Source organism: Clostridium neonatale (genome assembly GCF_900465025.1).
In the GTDB taxonomy this organism is placed as follows: domain Bacteria; phylum Bacillota; class Clostridia; order Clostridiales; family Clostridiaceae; genus Clostridium; species Clostridium neonatale.
This window is the reverse complement of record NZ_UICR01000001.1, coordinates 963159-983376: the sequence shown is the minus strand read 5'-3', so window position 1 is coordinate 983376 and position 20218 is coordinate 963159. Positions and strand designations below refer to the sequence as shown.

Here is a 20218-nt window from a genome sequence, read left to right as displayed (position 1 = left end):
TCCCTTCATTGCATTTTATATTTCTTAATTCATATCTGTTTACTACGATTTATATTTAGTATAAAGTCCCAGTTATATTTTGTCAATATATTTTGAAACTATTTTTAAATATTCTCAAAATAATCTATAAACTAGCTTTTTATAATATATATTAAGATACTTTATATTACAAAAATTATAAAGTATCTTATATATTAATGTTATTAAGCTTACTAATTTCCTGATGGGAAATATGGTCTTAATGTGCCTGCAACCGCACTTATAGGCATTGTTTGAAGCATAACTTTACCCGGACCAGTTACTACTGTATTAAAGAATCCTTCTCCCCCAAATACTTTATTCTTAAGTCCTGCAACTGTTTGAATTTCCATCTTACAACTTTCACTCATAGCTGCTAGATACCCGCTGTCAATTACTATAGATTGCCCAGCAGATAATTCATATTCTACTATATATCCATCTATTTCAATAAAAGCAGTACCATGCCCGCTTAATTTTTGCATTATAAATCCTTCTCCTCCAAAAAGGCCCGATCCTATTTTCTTTTGAAAGTGAACTGATAAATTAACACCTGCTTCTGAAGCTAAAAATGCTGATTTTTGAACAATAATACCTTGCTCTGGTGTAATTTCAATTGCTCTTATTGAACCAGGAAAACTTGATGCAAATGCAATCATTCCTTCTCCACCTTCAGCAGTGTATATGTTTTGAAATAAAGACTCTCCTGAAAACATTCTTCCCAATGCTTTCCCTAAGCCACCATTTGTTGTTGTTTCCATTTTCATATTAGGAGACATCCAGCTCATAGATCCCTTTTCTGTTATCATTTTTTCCCCTGCTTCCAAAGTACAAATTACTACTGGAAGCGGCTCTCCTTGAATTTTATATTGCATTATTATTCCCTCCATATATTCTTATCATAATAATTGTAATATATCATATATCTCCTATATTTTCTCTTAATTTTTTCATAATTCTAAATAAAGAGGAGATTATAACCTCCTCTTTATTCACTAAATCATTTAATCATTTTAACTAAATAGTGATAATAATATCCCACCATACTTAAGTATCAATGGTGCAAAAACAACTGAAACTATAGTCATTAACTTTATAAGTATATTCATAGATGGACCTGAAGTATCCTTAAATGGATCACCAACTGTATCTCCTACTACACCAGCTTTATGAGCAAAGCTACCTTTTCCACCATTTACTCCAGTTTCAATGTATTTCTTCGCATTATCCCATGCACCGCCTGCATTTGCCATCATAATAGCAAGTAATACTCCTGTAACAACACCTCCTGCAATAAGTCCAGCTAGCGCTTCTGTTCCAAGTAGTAATCCTATAGCTAATGGAACTACAATTGCAAGAATTCCAGGTATAATCATTTCCCTTAATGCAGCATTGGTTGAAATTTCTACACATCTTGAGTAATCTGGCTTATCCTTTCCTTCAAGAATACCTGTCTTTTCTCTAAATTGTTTTCTTACTTCTTCAACCATTTCTGTGGCTGCTTTACCTACAGATTGCATTGTCAAAGCTCCAAATAAAAATGGAAGCATGCCTCCAATTAATACTCCTACTAATGTCAATGGATTTAATAAATTTATACTTTGTAAATTTACAGCTTGAGAATAGGAAGCAAATAATGCAAGGGCTGTAAGTGCTGCTGATCCTATAGCAAATCCTTTACCTATGGCTGCTGTGGTATTACCTACAGAATCAAGCTTGTCTGTTATTTCTCTAACACTTTCATCTAACTCACACATTTCAGCAATACCACCTGCATTATCTGATATTGGACCATATGCGTCAACTGCAACAGTTATAGCTGTAGTTGCAAGCATTCCTACTGCTGCAAGCGATATTCCATAAAGACCAAGTGCTGGATTGCTTGATCCTCCAATAGCAAAATAAGATATTATTATTCCAATTACTATTAATATTATTGGTGCTACTGTTGATTTCATTCCAACACCAAGACCTGCTATTATATTTGTTGCTGGTCCAGTCTTAGATTCATCAGCTATGAGCTTAACTGATTTAAAATCTGCTGAAGTATATATTTCTGTAATCTTTCCAATTAATAATCCTACTATAAGCCCTGCAACTATTGGAATAAATATTTTAATTTCTCCAATCATCATATCACATACTATAAAACCGGCTACAAGTACAATTATACCTGCAATTGTACTACCTGCATTTAACGCTTTTTGTGGATTATCTCCTTTATATGATTTAACATATATTATTCCTACCAAGGATGCTAAAATTCCTAGTGCAGATAATATTAACGGAAATATAACTATGTTTTCCCCATATGTTGCTACAAGTGCGGCACCTAATGTGATAGCTGAAATAATCGATCCTACATAAGATTCAAACAAGTCAGCCCCCATGCCAGCAACATCGCCAACATTATCACCAACGTTATCCGCAATAACTGCTGGATTTCTTGGATCATCTTCTGGAATTCCTGCTTCAACTTTTCCAACTAAATCCGCACCTACATCTGCTGCTTTAGTATAAATTCCACCACCAACTCTTGCAAATAAGGCAATTGACGAAGCACCAAGTCCAAAACCAGTTATATATTCAGCATTCAAATCGAAAATAATAGAAAAAAATCCAAGTCCAATTAACCCTAATCCTACTACACTTAATCCCATTACGGTTCCACCAGAAAAAGCAATTGATAAAGCTCCTTTTATACCATCTTTAGCCGCTTCTGCCGTTCTTACATTTGCTTTCACAGCAATTCTCATGCCTACATAACCAGTTATTATAGAAAAAATTGCTCCCACCACAAAAGCCATAGCTGTTTTATAGCTTAAAAATATTAATATTGCTATGGCTACAACAACTATGAAAACACTTAAATATAAATACTCCTTTCTAAGAAATGCCATGGCTCCTTCTTCAATGTAACCTGAAATTTCTTTCATTCTCTCGTTTCCTGAATTTTTCTTTAGAATGTCTTTCACTAGTAAAATAACAACCAAAATAGCTATAATACCAACAAGTATTGGAATATATAATAAATTCATACCTCTCACCTCTTTTTTAAATTTGGAGATAAGTATAGAAGATTAGGCTTTTCATTCTACCTTATAGATATATTCATTTGTTTCTTAAACATTCTTAATAAATTTCCATTTAGTTAAACCTTTACAAAAGCTTCATAAAAATAAGCTACCTTAATTAAAGTAGCTCAGATTATTTATATTATGTTTAAAATAAGTGTATTTATTGCAAAAAGTATTGAAAATAATACTGTCAATTTAACTAAAACAACTTCTTTTGTTCTAGATTTATTTTTTGCAAAGAAAGTCTCTTTATTTCCACCTTGAACTAATCCACTTAGTGCATCAGCTTTACTTGGTTGCATAAATATTGTTATTACTATACCCGCTCCAAGAATTACTTCTAAAATTAATAATATATTTTCCATTGGAACACCTCCATTTATCATCATAGCGTACATTCTAAATGATATCACATTTACAATATCATTACAACTTTTCTATTGTAAAAAATATACCTGAGCTTGGTTATATTATACCACACTTTGGTAATAAAGAGTGGAAATAAATCAAAATTTTAGGAATTGGCTTAATCTATAGTTCAACTCCTTTTTACGTTATCTAAAATCCTAGACTTAAATTATAAGTAATTATTTAATCTATATAGCTTCCTTCTTTAGGATCTAATCCATATTTATTTTCTCCGTGTGTCCCATCCATGCACATTAACACTAAAAACCATATCACTCCTACTAATGGAATAAAACTTATAAGGTACCACCATCCACTTTTCCCTATATCATGTAACCTTCTTACTACAACCGCTATTGTTGGTAATAAAAATGCCAATGAATATAATAAGTTTATTTTATTTCCAGCATTCAACATCATATCTGCAACAGTTACTGGTATAGCAAAAATATTAAAAAATAAAAAATACATCCAAAGCTCTTTTCTGCGTGCTCTACCAGTAAATGTAGCATAATTTTTTAATGCCTTCAAATAATAATTCATTTATTATTCCCCTTTATCTTTTGATTTATGAATTTAATAATTATATTGTATAAAAACAAAGATTGTAGACATTTAAGCTACAACCTTTGCTTCAAAATTATATGTTTTACCTATTTATTTTTTAATATTGAAGAATGCTTTCTTTCCTCTATATTCTGCTACATCATCTAATTCTTCTTCTATTCTTAACAATTGATTGTACTTAGCAACTCTTTCAGATCTAGCTGGTGCGCCAGTCTTAATTTGACCCGCATTAACTGCTACAACTAAATCAGCTATTGTTGTATCTTCTGTTTCACCACTTCTGTGTGATACTACTGCAGTATATCCTGCTCTGTTAGCCATCTCTATAGCATTTAAAGTTTCTGTTAATGTACCAATTTGATTTAATTTAATAAGAATTGAATTAGCTACTCCTAGATCAATTCCCTTTTCAAGTCTTTCAGTATTAGTAACAAATAAATCATCACCAACTAATTGAACTTTCTTTCCAAGTCTTTCAGTCATTAACTTCCAGCCTTCCCAATCTTCTTCTGCCATACCATCTTCAATTGAGATTATTGGATATTTGTTAACCCACTCTTCAAAGAAATCAACCATTTCAGCAGATGTTAATGTTTTTCCTTCATTTTCTAAAACATATTTACCGTCTTTATAATATTCAGATGAAGCTGCATCAATTGCAATAAACATATCTTCCCCTGGCTTATATCCTGCTTTTGTAATTGCTTCAAGAATAACATCTATTGCTTCTGCGTTGCTCTTTAAGTTTGGAGCAAATCCACCTTCATCACCAATAGCTGTTGAATATCCTTTTTCATGTAATGTTTTCTTTAATGTATGATAAACTTCAGCACACATTCTTAAAGCTTCACTAAAGCTACTTGCTCCAGCTGGCATTACCATGAATTCTTGTAAATCTACAGAGTTATCAGCATGTGATCCTCCATTTATGATATTCATCATAGGAACTGGTAATACTTTTGCATTTAATCCGCCTATATATCTATATAGTGGTAATCCTAAAGCATTAGCTGCTGCATTTGCTACAGCTAATGATACACCTAATATAGCATTTGCACCTAATTTACCTTTGTTATTAGTTCCATCTAATTCAATAAGCATTTTATCAATATAAACTTGATCAAATACATTACATCCAATTAATTCTTCTGCTATAGTGTCATTAACATTTTGTACTGCTGTTAAAACACCTTTTCCTAGGAATTTATCTTTATCTCCATCTCTTAATTCTACTGCTTCATACATCCCAGTTGATGCACCTGATGGCACAGCGGCTCTTCCCATAGTTCCATCTTCCAAATATATTTCAACCTCTACTGTTGGGAAACATCTAGAGTCTAGTATTTGTCTTGCGACAACATCTACAATTTCTAAATAATCTTTCATTTTATTTCCTCCTCAAATTTAGTAATTGTTATATTTAATTTTCTTTAATATTATTATAGCACTTTTGATAATAATTATCAATGACATTCATAAACTTATTAATATTAAAGTATGTAACATTATTACTAGAATATTATTTGTTTATATTCTAATAAATATTCATACTAAAATTTTTCGCTATAAAATGCAGTATATAATTTAATAAAAATGCCTCAATACAATTATACACCAAATATAGCAACATATTAATATTGTTTGAAAATACAATCTACAAATCTATAACTAAATTAGATTTATTTGCAACAAAATAAGAAATATAGTTGTCTAATCCCATATTTCTTATAAAATGGTAATTATATAAAATATCTAAATAGGTCATTTCACACCTTTTAAAATATGTTTTATAGCAAAGATAGTAAATCTATTTGGGATTCTATAAGTTTAAATATTTTCAATATATTCTTGGAATTTTTCTTCCCAAATAACTGCTTTTTCTCTATCTATTTCACTTATTCCTAAAAGAAAATCTTCCAAAATACCTATACGTTTCATACCCTTCATCAAATGTCTTGGATAATCTACTTTTCTTTTATAAGCCTTTTTAGGATCTATTATCATTAATTCTTCATCAGTAGAAACGTATATATCTTTACATCTTGTGTCAAGTTTCTTAAATTTGAGTCTCTTAAATTCTTGTAGCAATGAATATATATTTCTAATTAATTTTTTGCTTAATCCATTTTTTTTTATATAATCATCAAGTCTTTCTCCTTCTACCATATCTCTAACGATATATAACTTACCCCTTTTATATATTCTAGGAAAGTATTGTGATCCATTAGTTTTTAAGAGTATGCTGCTCTCATCATTGCAAACTTTTGGGGTTAGAAAAATTTTAATTGCTTTCTTTTCTGGCAATTCATAAACTATCCCATTATTACCTTGCCCCAAATAATTAGCTTCCCTAAATAATATTTCAGTACTATCATCAAAATCAGCTGAATACCCAAAATTCTTTTTCATATACCACTCAACCTTACGTATTTTTTATAAATATATTAATAATATTAGCAGTTTATGATTACTCTCTCTATACAGTTTCTATATTTCACTATACATTTTACTATTAAGAACCTCTATAATAAAAAAACTTCAAAACAAATGTGTTTCTAAGGATCATCCTTTTCAAACACATGTAAGAAAGACCTGTCTATCTACTAATTTTTCTTTTTATTTTTTATGTAATATCTCTTTCATTTTATTTCAACTAACAATTAGCTCATTTATAACTTTTAAATAGTATAATTTTATAAAAAACAAAAAGTATTTCAAAACAAAATACAGTTTTGAAATACTTTTTAAATTATAAATTTTATTTATTTACTATTAAGTTTTCTCCAGTCATTTCAGCTGGTGCCTCAAGACCTAATACATTTAACATAGTAGGAGCTATATCAGCTAACTTACCATCTTTAATAGTCTTTCCATCTGTGTTATTTGATACCCATAAAAATGGTACTGGTTGTGTAGTATGAGCTGTAAATGGATTTCCTGTTGAGAAATCAATCATAGTTTCAGCATTACCATGGTCAGCTGTTATAAATACTGTTCCATCTTTCTCTAAAACTTTATCCACAACTTTTCCTAAACATTCATCAACAGCTTCAATTGCTTTAATAGCTGCATCAACAACTCCTGTATGACCAACCATATCTGGATTAGCAAAGTTTAAGATTACCATATCATATTTATCTGAGTCTAATCTCTTTATTAATTCTTCTGTAACTTCATATGCACTCATTTCAGGTTTTAAATCATATGTTGCAACCTTTGGTGATGGTATTAATGCTCTTTCTTCATTTTCGTTTTCTTTTTCTACACCACCGTTGAAGAAGAATGTAACGTGAGCATACTTTTCTGTTTCCGCAATTCTTAATTGATTTAAGCCTTTATCACTTACATATTCACCTAGAGTATTAGTTAAAGTTTGTGGCTTAAATGCAACTTCTACACCTTCTAAAGTCTTATCATATTGAGTCATTGTTACAAATGTAAGATCTAATGCTTCTCTCTTGAATCCATCAAATACTTTATCATTTATAGCTCTTGTTATTTCTCTTGCTCTATCTGGTCTAAAGTTAAAGAATATTACTGAGTCTCCATTCTTTATTTTAGCTACTGGATTACCATCTTTTTCAATTACTGTTGGTAATACAAATTCATCTGTTTTATCATCATGATATGATTTTTCAATAGCTTCTGTTGCACTATTTGCAGTTTCTCCTTGACCTAATACCATTGCATTGTATGCAAGTTCTACTCTTTCCCATCTATTATCCCTATCCATAGCATAGTATCTACCACTTACAGTAGCTATTTTACCTACACCCACTTCTGCCATCATAGCTTCTGTTTTTTCTATGAATTCTTTACCTGATGATGGTGGTACATCTCTTCCATCCATAAATGCGTGAACATAAACATTTTGTACACCAGCTTTTTTAGCAAACTCTAAAAGACCTTTTAAATGATCTATGTGTGAGTGAACTCCACCATCTGATAATAATCCCATTAAGTGAAGGGCTCCATCAGTTTTCTTAGCATTTTCCATTGCTTTTACTAATGATTCATTTGTGAAGAAGTCTCCATCTGCAATTGACTTTGTTATTCTAGTTAATTCTTGGTATACTATTCTACCTGCTCCAATATTTAAATGTCCAACTTCTGAGTTTCCCATTTGTCCATCTGGAAGACCAACAAATAATCCACTAGCTTGTAATTCTGAATGAGGATATTTTTCTAATAATCTATCGAAATTTGGTTTCTTTGCTAAACTAACAGCATTTCCTTCTGATTTTGGTGCAATTCCAAAACCATCTAATATCATTAACATAACTGGTTTCTTTGACATATGCCTATCCCTCCAACATTTTATCTTAAATACGATAATATACTGATATTATCACTTATTTTCTATGCTTTAACCATTTAATTATATTATTTTTTTGCTTTTATTGCAACTTATATACAATATACTACTATTAAAAATATTTTTATGTTTGTCATAATAATTGAATTTAATCCAGTATATTCATAAATAATAAAAAAGTAAGACTTATAATAGCCATAAATTATTTTTATTATTAAAAATTCAATTAAATGTACTTTTCATCTAGTACTGTTTTAGTAGATTTATACATATTATTTACAAATAAATCCAAAAATATAGAGTCATTTGAACTTAATTTCAAATGACTCTATACTTGCTTATTAATAATTTATTCTATGCTTTCTTAATTAACACTAAATTTACTAATTACACTCTCATTTTTTATACATTCCTATTTATAAAAATTAAGAGATGAATCTATTAAAATTCATCTATTAAATCTTTATTTTAGTAATTAACTATTGCAGAGAAGTCAGCAGCATTTAAACTAGCTCCACCAACTAAAGCTCCATCTATATCAGACATAGCCATTTGTGCTTTAATTGTAGCTGGTTTAACTGATCCACCATATTGAATTCTTACTTTATCAGCAACTTCTGATCCATACATTTCAGCAACCATAGCTCTTATTGCTTTGATTGTTTCATTTGCTTGTTCATCTGTAGCAGTTTTACCAGTTCCTATAGCCCAGATTGGTTCGTAAGCAATAACAACTTTTTCTGCTTGATCATTAGCTAATCCAGCTAAATCAGCTTTTATTTGAGCTTCAATTACTGTATTAGTAGTTCCATTTTCTCTTTGTTCTAATGTTTCACCACAGCAAAGAATTGGAGTTAAGTTGTGCGCAAATGCAGCTTTAACTTTTTTGTTTAAAGCTTCATCAGTTTCATTGAAGTATTCTCTTCTTTCACTATGTCCTAAAACAACATAATCAATTCCCATAGCTTCAAGCATTCCTGGAGCAACTTCTCCTGTAAAAGCTCCACTTTCTTCAAAGTGCATATTTTGAGCCGCAACTTTAATGTTTGATCCAGCTACTGCTTTTTTAACAGCATCTAAACATACAAAAGTTGGACATACTACTACATCACAAGTAGCATCTTTAACTAATGGTTTTAATTCTTCTATCATTTTTACTGCTTCATCAACAGTTTTATTCATTTTCCAGTTTCCAGCGATAATTGCCTTTCTCATTTACATTCACCTCATATTTTATTTTTATTAAAAATCAATCACATAAACTTAAGGAAAGTGATCAGCTTTCCTTAAGTTCATTTTAAATATAATAATTAAGTTTTTATTATTTAAATTATATCTGCTATACTTAAAATCAAGAATTTTGGCCTAAATTCTTATTAAGTTGCGTCCAACTTATTTTAAATAATGCATAATACTAATTTAGTTAATCTCTATATTAGTAATTACTAATTTTTCATTATATTCATAACCAGTTATTTAAAATACATATTTAATTTAAATATGCCTTGTGTGAAAGTTTAATATTATAATATTTAAAACCAATCTAAATACTATTTATCGTTTAATGCAGCTATACCTGGTAATACTTTACCTTCTAAGAATTCTAACGACGCTCCACCACCAGTTGAGATGTGAGTCATCTTATCTCCAAATCCTAATATATTAACAGCAGCAGCAGAATCTCCACCACCGATTATAGTAGTTGCATCAGCCTCTGCCATAGCTTTAGCTACTGCAATTGTTCCTTTGTTGAAGTTTTCAAATTCAAATACTCCCATTGGTCCATTCCAGATAACAGTCTTAGCATCTTTAATAGCATCAGCATATAAAGCTTCTGTCTTAGGTCCGATATCTAATCCCATGTTACCAGCAGGAATATTTTGATCTTCAGTAACTGTAGCTTCTACATCTTTAAATTCTGCAGCAACTCTGTGATCTACTGGTAATAAGAACTTAACGCCTTTTTCTTCTGCTTTAGCTATCATTTCTTTAGCGTAGTCAAGTCTATCTTCTTCAACTAATGAAGTTCCGATTTCATATCCTTGAGCTTTTAAGAATGTATAAGCCATTCCACCACCAATGATGATAGTGTTAACTTTGTCTAATAAATTGTTTATTACAGCAATTTTATCAGAAACTTTAGCTCCTCCTAAGATAGCAACGAAAGGTCTTACTGGATTTTCAACTGCTTCTCCTAAGAATTTTAATTCTTTTTGAATTAAGTATCCGCATGCAGCAGTATCTAAGAATTGAGTAACACCAACTGTTGAGCAGTGAGCTCTGTGAGCAGTTCCGAATGCATCATTTACAAATACATCAGCAAGTGAAGCTAATTCTTTAGAGAATTCTTCAACGTTCTTAGTTTCTTCTTTTCTGCATCTAGTGTTTTCTAATAATACAACGTCTCCGTCTTTCATTTCAGCAACAGCTTTTTTAGCATTTTCACCTACAACTTCTTCATCTCTTGCGAAAACTACTTCTTTTCCTAACATTTCGCTTAATCTTACTGCTACTGGAGCTAATGATTTAGAAGCATCTTTTCCAAGATGTGAGCAAAGTATAACTTTTGCACCTTTTTCAATTAAATATTTAATAGTTGGAAGTGCTCCATTTAATCTGTTTTCATCAGTTATAACACCATCTTTTAATGGTACGTTAAAGTCACATCTAACTAAAACTCTTTTTCCTGTTACATCGATATCTTCGATTGTCTTTTTATTAAAACTCATTACGTTCACCTCAAAATAATATTTTATATATTTCAAATTTAATTAAAGTGTACTCTTATTAATTCAGTATTTAAATTTAATTTCTATTTTAAAATAGTCTGGCTTTATAGCCTTATACTACAAAACCAGACTTATTCATTTTACATAAGATTTGCGCAAATTTATATGTTTAAATTAAATTCAAATTACTTTAAGTTAGCGAAGTATCCTAAAGTTCTGATTAATTGGTTAGTGTATGACATTTCGTTGTCGTACCAAGAAGCAACTTTAACTAATTGTTCTCCGTTAACTTCCATAACCTTAGTTTGTGTAGCATCGAATAATGATCCGAAGCTGCTTCCGATGATATCGCAAGATACTATTTCATCTTCAGTGTAACCAAATGATTCAGTTGCAGCTTCTTTCATAGCAGCATTGATTTCATCTACAGTTACTTTCTTATCTAATGTACAAACTAATTCAGTTAATGAACCTGTTATACATGGAACTCTTTGAGCACCACCATCTAATTTACCTTTTAATTCAGGAATAACTAATCCGATTGCTTTAGCAGCACCAGTTGAGTTAGGGATGATTGAAGCAGCAGCAGCTCTAGCTCTTCTTAAATCACCTTTTCTGTGTGGAGCATCTAAAGTATTTTGATCGTTAGTGTAAGCATGGATTGTAGTCATGAAACCTTTTTGTAATCCAAATTTGTCGCTTAATACTTTAGCCATTGGAGCTAAACAGTTTGTAGTACAAGATGCACCTGAAATTACTGTATCATCTGATTTTAATATGTTGTGGTTTACGTTGTAAACTACTGTTGGAAGGTCGTTTCCAGCTGGAGCTGAAATAACAACTTTCTTAGCACCTGCTTTAATATGAGCAGCAGCTTTATCCTTTGAAGCAAAGAATCCTGTACATTCTAAAACGATATCTACGTTTAATTCTCCCCATGGTAAGTTTTCTGGGTTAGCATCTGCAGTAACTTTGATTTCTTTTCCGTTTACTACGAAAGCTCCTTCTTTAACTTCGATTTCTCCATCGAATCTACCTTGAGATGAATCATATTTGAATAAGTGAGCTAACATTTTAGCATCTGTTAAGTCATTGATTGCAACCACGTTAAATTCAGGGTTGTTAATCATTAATCTTAAAGCTAATCTTCCTATTCTTCCAAAACCATTAATTGCTACGTTTACCATTACAATTACCTCCTAATAATGCGTTTATTAATTTTTTTATAAAAATAAATTTTTACAAACAACTTTAAATAACTGAATTATGATTCCATTGTATTTAGTATAGCATAAGCTGTTGCTTCATCCGTTACTAATACACCATTTTTATCATTGTATTCAGTTGATATTATTGACTCCACCTTATTTTTCCCACCTGCAACAGCAATATGTGTTTTAATTTTTTTTGCGTCATTAATTTTTATTCCAATTGCGGTAGTTTCTGTAATAATTTTAGAGTCTTTGTTAAAATAACATCCAAAAGCTTCTCCAACAGCACCTTTATTGATTAAATTATCAATTTCTTCTTGTGGTACTCCTCGTTTCCTAGCCATTTGTACTGCATTTCCTATTCCATAAATCAATATATCTGCCTTATGGATTGTATCAATAACAGCTTTTACTGCTTCTTCTTTTAAAAGGCTATCTATTATGTCAAGCCTTAGGCTTTCAGAAATATGAAGCATTTTATATGTACCATTTAGCTTTTTCGCTAAACTAGCTGCTAGTGTGTTTGCTTGGGTTTCAACATTTTTCCCCATGCCACCTCTAGCTGGTACAACTTGGATATTTGAATAATTATTTATTTTAGGGAAAGCTTCTACAACTTCTCTTAGTGTACTTCCACCAGTTAAAGCTATGATACAATTATCTTTCAAATAATCCTTAACATAATTTGAACATGCTTTTCCTAAATCTTTTAAGACTAATTGATTTTCTTCAACATCACCCGGTACAACTATAACTTTTTTCAGATTAAGTAATGATTTAACTCTATTCTCAATATCAGTGAGACCCTTTATTTGATGAATAAAATTTTTTAATTTCTTTAAAACCTTATCTCCATCATCTGTTATAACCATTCCTGATGAATGTATCTCAATTAATCCCTGTTCTTTTAAAAAAGTGGTTTCGGTTCTGACACTTCTTTCTCCAATGTTTAATTTTTCAGAGAGAATTCTACGACCAATTGGTTGATTATGATATATTGTTCTCAATAGGTTATATCTTTTCTCTAATACATTGACAAGCTCAGGAACTACTTTTTTTTGCAACTCTAATATTTCCTGCACTCTTATCACTCCTTTGGTCGATGACTGTCCCACGCACTTTCAATCTGTCCCACATTTAATATTATAAAACACCTTTATGAAATTTTAAAGGCTTTAATTAAAATTTTTTTTAATATTTAAGAAAATTTCAAAAAAAGCCTATCACTCTTATTAAAATTTTAAGATCTATACTCTTTTTCTCATAGATGAGGATTTTATTCCCAACTCTTCTCTGTATTTAGCTACTGTTCTTCTAGATATTTTCATATTATCTTTAGCTAAAATCTCACTTATTGCTTGATCTGATAATGGCTTATTTTTATTTTCTTCACCAATAACCTTTTTTATTACATTTTTTATTTGTAATGTAGCCATATCTTGGTTAGAATTATTTACTCCAGCAGCAAATAAACTTTTTATTTTAATTGTTCCAAAACTAGTTAAAACATATTTATCTTTTACCGCTCTGCTTACAGTTGATTCATGCATTTTTATGTCATCTGCCACTTCTTTTAGAGTCAATGGCTTTATAAATTCCTTTCCCTTCAAGAAAAATTCTTCTTGTTTAACTAGTAAGCATTCTAAAACTTTGTATAAAGTATTTTTTCTTTGTTCAATTGATTTTATTAAAAACATCGCTTGATTAATTTTATCTTTAACATAAGCACTTGTTTGCTCATCTTGATTATTTTCAAGCACCTGCTTATATGTCTTGCTAATAGTCAGCTTAGGAAGTACACCTTCATTCATTATAATGAAAAATTCTCCATCAATATTTTTTATTTCAGCATCTGGTATTATATAATTAACTTCATCTCCAGTGTAAAATCCCCTTGATGGCTTTGGTTCTAATTTTTTAATTGCATCGCCATATCTTTGAGCTTCTCTTGGTGAAATTTTTAGACTTTTTCCAACTAAATCATATTTATTTGATGCTATATTCTCTAAATGATTATTAATCATTTCTTCCATTACATTATCTAAAATATTTAATTTCTCACTTTGTATTAATAAACATTCCTTGATATTTCTCGCACCAATCCCAAACGGTTCCAAATCTTGTACTATTTCAAGTGCTTCTTCTGCATCTTTTTGTGGAATACTTAACTCTTCTGCAATTTCATTAATTCCAATCTCTAAGTATCCCTTTGCGTCTAAGGATTCTATTATATATTTACAAATATTAATTATATACGGATCTTTTTTAAGTTCACCTAATTGTTCTTGTAAAAATTCCTTTAATGAAACACTTTTTTCTATAAAATTAAGAGGTGAAGTTTCATCTTCTTTAGAATAAAACTTTTCTGTATTATCCCTATAATCTTCATAAAATTCCTCTGCTATTTTTTTATGATCTATTTCTTTTATTTCTTTTGTTTCATTTTCATAAGAATTATATTCTTCATTAGCCTCAAGAACTGGATTTTCTGAATATTCATTACCTATATATTCTCTCAAATCATGAAGTGACATTTGTAAAAGTTTAATAGACTGCTGCATATTTTGTGTCATTATAAGTCTCTGTTCTTGAGTCATTTTTACATTTAAATCTAACTTCATATTTATTCCCCTTTATTACATATCATCTCTCTAAGCACTTATTTTATTAAACGTATTCATAGTAGGCATATTCCTCTTTTAAATGATTAATTATAGTATAACCCTACATCTAATCTTTTGACAAGTATTCATTTCTAGATAAAAATAAAATCCTAGTTAATATTTTAATATAACTAGGATTTTATACTCTACTTTAATTATTTATTTAAAAACACTAATCCGCAACATTTACGTCCAGAATGAATACATACTGTTGTTCCAACTGGTGATAAAATATAATTAACCTTGTTTTCAATCAAATATGTTTCTAACGCATTTGTAACTTCTGGATTATCTACCTCAATCAATATTACTGGAACATCATTATCTAAATCATTACTTTCCAAATCACTTATTATCTTCTTAATTGCCTTTTTACTTCCTCTTATTTTATCTTTTACTGACATAAGACCATCTTTAATTTCAAGAATTAATTTTATTCCTAACACGCTTCCTACAATTCCAGCTGTTTTAGATATTCTTCCACCTCTAACAAGGTTATCTAATGATTCAAAAAGAATTGAACTCTTAATATTGAATTTTATTTTCTCCAATTCTTCTGCTATTTCTTTAGTTCCATATCCATTTTCTTTAAGGATAGCAGCTTTTAATACTAACATTCCAAGTGCAGCAGTAACATTTTTAGAATCAATAACAAAAATCTCTTCTGACTCTAATGTATCTTTTGCTATACATGCTGATTGATATGTTCCGCTCATTGCTGAAGAAATATGAATAGATATAATTTTATACCCATCATCTAGATACTTCTTATACGTATCCATAAATCTATTTGGTATAACTTGCGCTGTTGTAGGAAGACTTCCTTCTTTTTCAATTCTTTCAAATAACACTTCTGGGGTTATTTCTACTCCATCCAAGTAACTTTCTTCTCCAAAATTTATTAGTAAGGGTAAAACTTCTATATCATATTTTTCATATACTTCCTTAGGTAAATCTGCAGTACTATCTGTAATAATCTTTATTTTTTCCATCTGCCTCATTCCTCTTCTATTTCATATTTGGAAATCCAATTTGCCTTAATGCCTCATATGCTACAATAGCTACAGTATTAGATAGATTTAAACTTCTAGTGCTTGTTTTTACCATTGGTACTCTAAATCCTTCATGATTATTATGAACAACTTCTGGAACACCACTTGATTCCCTTCCAAACATTATGAAATCACCATCTTTATATTCAACTTCATCATAATGTTTCTCTGCATGAGTACTTGATAAAAATATTCTCCTATCTCCATACTTAGCAAGAAAATCCTCATAACTTTCATGTATTTCTAAATCAAGTTCGTTCCAATAATCTAATCCTGCTCTTCTTACTTGTTTTTCATTTATATCAAATCCTAATGGCTTTATTAAATGTAACTTACTTTGTGTTAACACACAAGTTCTTGCAATATTCCCTGTGTTTTGTGGTATCTCTGGTTGATATAGAACTATATTAAAATTCAAAACTTCACCTTCTTTAAATTCTTTTAACTATATATTGTTAGGCTGATTATTTCATTTAAAAATTATACTATATGCTTTAATACAAGTCAAAAATTCTAAACTTTATTAGTATATTGATTTATAATAAAATAAAAAAGCATATTGACTATGTATATTTATGTTATAAATTTCTCATAGATCCATATGCTCTTCTATATTTCTTATATTGATTTAACTAATTAACTTCTGGAGGCATTTGATTTTCTTCTGATATTTGGCCTACAGCTGGTGGCTCTAATGGTTCTGTAGCCTCTTCTTTTTCTGCCTTCATAGTTCCTACTTTCACAATTGAATCAACTTTAGCGTAATTATCAGTTGATATAAGCTCTCTGCTAATCTCAACTCCATTTTCATATGTTATTTGATATGAGTTGACTTTATATCCAGTCATGGCCCCACCTTCATCTACGCGTTCGCCTTCTGGAAGGTTAGGATCAAGAACTTCTTTAGTTTCAGGTGGATGCACTTCAAGAATTTCATTTGTCATATCATATTTTTTTCCATTTAATGCAGATGGATCTCCATATATTGTATATGTAACAACTTTACCTGCTGTTATTCCTTCTATATATATAGGAAAGTCATATGTATTCTTAAACTTATAATCTAAGTATCCATAAGCTACAGTTGCATCTAATCCTGGTTCCATATATCCAACCACCATAGAATGATTAGTTCTTTCTGTTGATCTTATATTAGCTCTCATCGCAGCTCTATATAATGCAGATGATACTTGACATATTCCGCCACCAATTCCTGGCTCTACCTTATTACCTACATAAGTTCCTGCTTCTTGATATCCTCTTTCTACTGATCTATCTCCAACTACATCATTAAAACTAAAAACCTCTCCTGGCATAAGTATAGTACCGTTAATACTCTTAGTTGCTAACTCAATATTAGTAGATCTCCCAGGTGCTGAAGTTCCATAAGAACTAGAATAGCTTCCCATAGGACCAGTAATTTTTGATAACTCTTCTGCTGTGATTTTTGCTTTTGTAGTTTCTAATTCTAATTGTATTGTTTCATTTGTATTTGATTTAAGTGCTTCTTTTATTTTTGAATCCAACTCATCAATATTTATAGACTTTCCATCAGATTCACTTTCAACGGAAATATTTCCATTAGAAATATTTATTTGGGCATTTTTGGGTTTTACATTAACTTTATCCTCTATTGTTTTTTCAAATTCTTTTAGTTTTTCTTCATCATATGTAAAGTTAATAGGTACTTGTTGAACCTCTCCCTTTTTAATTATAGAATATTTTTCTAAAACACCATGATCTTTTCCAAATTTAAATGCCTGTTCAACTGCATCATTAATATCATATTGTGGATTAATATCTGAATAAATAAGTTCGAAATCTTGATCTTTAACTTTTATGTGTAAACTCTTATTAGCTATTTCACTTTTTAGATGTTCTTCTAACTTTGCTTTTGCTTCTTCTTTTGACATACCACCAATATCTATATTATCTATAGTGATTCCTGGATATACTTTATCTTCCCATTTTCCAACTACTTTTTTTGTAGCCAATGTATATGCTGATAAGCAAACAGCTCCAACGATAACTATAGCAAGCATAACAGTAATAACTTTTCTTTTTACATCATTAGCATTATTATTTGATCTTTTCTTTTTACTTCTATTTCTCCCCACGCAAATTTTCCTCCTTTCATAAAATATTTATATTAAAAATTTGATGATAATTTATATTATGTATATTTTTCATCAATGCTACAATATTATATCATATTTCGACTGATATATGATATAAAAATATATCAGTCAAAATACAATAAACATATAATTATAGCATTACTTTAGCTCTTCTTTTTGATGTTTCTCCATCATAATCGAATGCCTCTATTGTTACAGAAATATTTCCCGGCTTAGGTATTTTAAATTTATTTTTATTTATAATGTAACTTGTATCATCTTTATCAACAGTTGCTACCCATTCGTTATTAACAAAGATATTATATCCCAATAAATCAGTATCTTCATTCCTGTTCCAACTTACATATATGTTGCCATTTTCCAATCTGGCCTTTAGCCCTTTCACATCATCTGGTTGTGTTAATAAATCTATACTGTTAGGTCCCCAGTTAGCATCCACTGGATTACCAACTCCTTGGACTATTTGATTTTCGCTATACTGCCAAATTCTCCATCTAGTCCATCCCCCTATATCTGGAGGAACTGCAGGATTAGTTGGTACATTAGTGTACATAGCAAACCATAAAGGCATATTCTTTAATGGATATCCTCTTCCTTGAATATAAAAGTTATTATATAATTCTATAAAAAATAGTCCCGTATAAAGCATTAATCTTCTTCTTGTTTGCTTTTCAAACCTTTTTCTAAACCTATCTATCCAATTTATTAATGCTGTTGTTGAAATTTCTGCTGTATCCACAGGTACTTCCACATCTAATACTGGCATTAAATCTCCATAATCTCGTTCTCCAAAACCTTGTTGTAATACATCAATAAAATCATCACATTGATTATCTGCAGTAGTCAAATCATAAGATGGAACAGCAAAATGATATGCGCCTACTGGTATACCATAATTTCTAGATTCTACTGTATATTGTAAAAATTTTCTATCTGTTCTAAATCTTCCACTTCCTGAACCTGAAGCTCTTAAATATAAAAAATCTATTTTAGTTGCTAAGATATTAAACTGAACATTTTGAGTATATTCATTTATATCAATACCAAATAGACTTTTAGAATTTTTATCTTGCATATTTCCTCCACAAATAATACTTTTCTAATATATAAAATATTCATATATATTTAAATTTGTGAATACTTTTATCTATAATTTTCATGTATATTTTAAAGCCGTAAATTCTAAAATAATTTATAAAATATTAAGAACTTTTGTTAGATATATTAAGGTCTTCAGTTTAAAATATATTTATACATGAATACCAATTAAATTGTTATTAATATAGAAATATGTATATTATTATTTATAGGAGATGATTTTATGGATAAAGAAAATATTTTAATTGTAGATGATGAAAAAGAGATTAGAGATTTAGTTGAAATATATCTTAAAGGCGAAGGCTATAATACACTACAAGCTGCTGATGGGGAAGAAGCTTTAGTTCTTCTTGAAAAAAATCAAATAGACTTAATAATTCTAGATGTTATGATGCCTAAATTAAATGGAATTGAAACATGTTTAAAAATAAGAGAAATAAGAGAAATGCCAATAATAATGTTATCTGCTAAAAGTGAAGACATAGATAAGATTCTGGGTTTGAATATGGGAGCCGATGATTACTTAACCAAACCATTCAATCCATTAGAACTTATTGCAAGAGTAAAATCACAATTAAGGAGATTTCATAAATTTACAAACAATAAAACTTTAAATGATATTTCTAAAGTTAATGAAAATATAATTCAAATAGATGATTTAATCATTAACTTAGAGACACATGAAGTAATATTGAATGAAGAAATTCTTAGGCTCACTCCAACTGAATTTGATATTCTTTCACTGCTTGCTAAAAATCGTGGTAAAGTCTTTTCAATAGAAAACATTTATGAGAGCGTATGGAATCAAGAATTTATGGCTTCTGATAATACTGTTATGGTTCATATAAGAAAGATAAGAGAAAAAATAGAGCAAGATCCAAGAAATCCAAGATTTATTAAAACCGTTTGGGGGGTTGGCTATAAAGTTGAAAAATAAAAAGA

The 20218-nt window shown here is 29.8% G+C and carries 17 protein-coding genes; 1 reads left to right on the top strand and 16 read right to left on the bottom strand.

Features of this window, described 5'->3' with window-relative positions:
* Nucleotides 1-212: 212 nt before the first annotated feature.
* From CNEONATNEC86_RS04500 to CNEONATNEC86_RS04425, 16 genes are all read right to left on the bottom strand, one after another.
* A complete protein-coding gene (locus CNEONATNEC86_RS04500) occupies nucleotides 213-893 on the bottom strand; it encodes a TIGR00266 family protein (RefSeq protein ID WP_125149326.1) in 681 nt (226 codons plus the stop codon).
* A 138-nt stretch (nucleotides 894-1031) separates the two neighbouring features.
* Nucleotides 1032-3056 carry a sodium-translocating pyrophosphatase gene (locus CNEONATNEC86_RS04495; RefSeq protein ID WP_058294066.1) on the bottom strand — a complete coding sequence of 675 codons (2025 nt, stop codon included), beginning with the start codon at nucleotides 3054-3056 and terminating at the stop codon, nucleotides 1032-1034.
* A 173-nt stretch (nucleotides 3057-3229) separates the two neighbouring features.
* Complete coding sequence (secG, locus tag CNEONATNEC86_RS04490; RefSeq protein WP_058294065.1) at nucleotides 3230-3460, bottom strand: preprotein translocase subunit SecG; 231 nt, start codon at nucleotides 3458-3460, stop codon at nucleotides 3230-3232.
* A 226-nt stretch (nucleotides 3461-3686) separates the two neighbouring features.
* The gene (locus CNEONATNEC86_RS04485; RefSeq protein WP_125149327.1) at nucleotides 3687-4046 is read right to left on the bottom strand and encodes a DUF805 domain-containing protein; all 360 of its coding nucleotides are present in this window, start codon (nucleotides 4044-4046) and stop codon (nucleotides 3687-3689) included.
* A 114-nt stretch (nucleotides 4047-4160) separates the two neighbouring features.
* The gene (eno, locus tag CNEONATNEC86_RS04480) at nucleotides 4161-5456 is read right to left on the bottom strand and encodes a phosphopyruvate hydratase (RefSeq protein ID WP_058294063.1); all 1296 of its coding nucleotides are present in this window, start codon (nucleotides 5454-5456) and stop codon (nucleotides 4161-4163) included.
* 441 nt (nucleotides 5457-5897) lie between these two features.
* Nucleotides 5898-6479 (bottom strand): hypothetical protein, encoded by a 582-nt coding sequence (locus CNEONATNEC86_RS04475; protein WP_058294062.1) that lies wholly within the window; start codon nucleotides 6477-6479, stop codon nucleotides 5898-5900.
* A 349-nt stretch (nucleotides 6480-6828) separates the two neighbouring features.
* Nucleotides 6829-8367, bottom strand: coding sequence for a 2,3-bisphosphoglycerate-independent phosphoglycerate mutase (gene gpmI / locus CNEONATNEC86_RS04470; protein WP_125149329.1), 1539 nt, complete (start codon nucleotides 8365-8367; stop codon nucleotides 6829-6831).
* Between the two features lie 486 nt (nucleotides 8368-8853).
* Entirely contained in the window at nucleotides 8854-9600 is a 747-nt protein-coding gene (tpiA, locus tag CNEONATNEC86_RS04465; RefSeq protein WP_058294060.1) for a triose-phosphate isomerase, read from the bottom strand.
* A 335-nt stretch (nucleotides 9601-9935) separates the two neighbouring features.
* Nucleotides 9936-11114, bottom strand: a complete 1179-nt coding sequence (locus CNEONATNEC86_RS04460; protein ID WP_058294059.1) for a phosphoglycerate kinase — start codon at nucleotides 11112-11114, stop codon at nucleotides 9936-9938.
* A 185-nt stretch (nucleotides 11115-11299) separates the two neighbouring features.
* Complete coding sequence (gene gap / locus CNEONATNEC86_RS04455; RefSeq protein WP_058294058.1) at nucleotides 11300-12301, bottom strand: type I glyceraldehyde-3-phosphate dehydrogenase; 1002 nt, start codon at nucleotides 12299-12301, stop codon at nucleotides 11300-11302.
* A 77-nt stretch (nucleotides 12302-12378) separates the two neighbouring features.
* Nucleotides 12379-13407 carry a sugar-binding transcriptional regulator gene (locus CNEONATNEC86_RS04450; protein ID WP_159135584.1) on the bottom strand — a complete coding sequence of 343 codons (1029 nt, stop codon included), beginning with the start codon at nucleotides 13405-13407 and terminating at the stop codon, nucleotides 12379-12381.
* 165 nt (nucleotides 13408-13572) lie between these two features.
* Nucleotides 13573-14946, bottom strand: coding sequence for an RNA polymerase factor sigma-54 (gene rpoN, locus CNEONATNEC86_RS04445; RefSeq protein WP_058294056.1), 1374 nt, complete (start codon nucleotides 14944-14946; stop codon nucleotides 13573-13575).
* Between the two features lie 197 nt (nucleotides 14947-15143).
* Nucleotides 15144-15980 (bottom strand): DegV family protein, encoded by an 837-nt coding sequence (locus CNEONATNEC86_RS04440; RefSeq protein WP_058294055.1) that lies wholly within the window; start codon nucleotides 15978-15980, stop codon nucleotides 15144-15146.
* A gap of 16 nt (nucleotides 15981-15996) precedes the next feature.
* Nucleotides 15997-16458: a tRNA (cytidine(34)-2'-O)-methyltransferase gene (locus CNEONATNEC86_RS04435; protein WP_058294054.1), complete on the bottom strand. Its 462-nt coding sequence runs from the start codon at nucleotides 16456-16458 to the stop codon at nucleotides 15997-15999.
* Nucleotides 16459-16672: 214 nt separating this feature from the next.
* Complete coding sequence (locus tag CNEONATNEC86_RS04430) at nucleotides 16673-18157, bottom strand: VanW family protein (RefSeq protein WP_230131908.1); 1485 nt, start codon at nucleotides 18155-18157, stop codon at nucleotides 16673-16675.
* Nucleotides 18158-18308: 151 nt separating this feature from the next.
* Nucleotides 18309-19253 (bottom strand): glycoside hydrolase family 25 protein, encoded by a 945-nt coding sequence (locus tag CNEONATNEC86_RS04425; RefSeq protein WP_159135583.1) that lies wholly within the window; start codon nucleotides 19251-19253, stop codon nucleotides 18309-18311.
* Between the two features lie 246 nt (nucleotides 19254-19499).
* On the opposite strand from CNEONATNEC86_RS04425, the gene CNEONATNEC86_RS04420 reads away from it, so the two are divergent.
* Nucleotides 19500-20213 carry a response regulator transcription factor gene (locus tag CNEONATNEC86_RS04420; RefSeq protein WP_058294051.1) on the top strand — a complete coding sequence of 238 codons (714 nt, stop codon included), beginning with the start codon at nucleotides 19500-19502 and terminating at the stop codon, nucleotides 20211-20213.
* Nucleotides 20214-20218 lie beyond the last annotated feature (5 nt).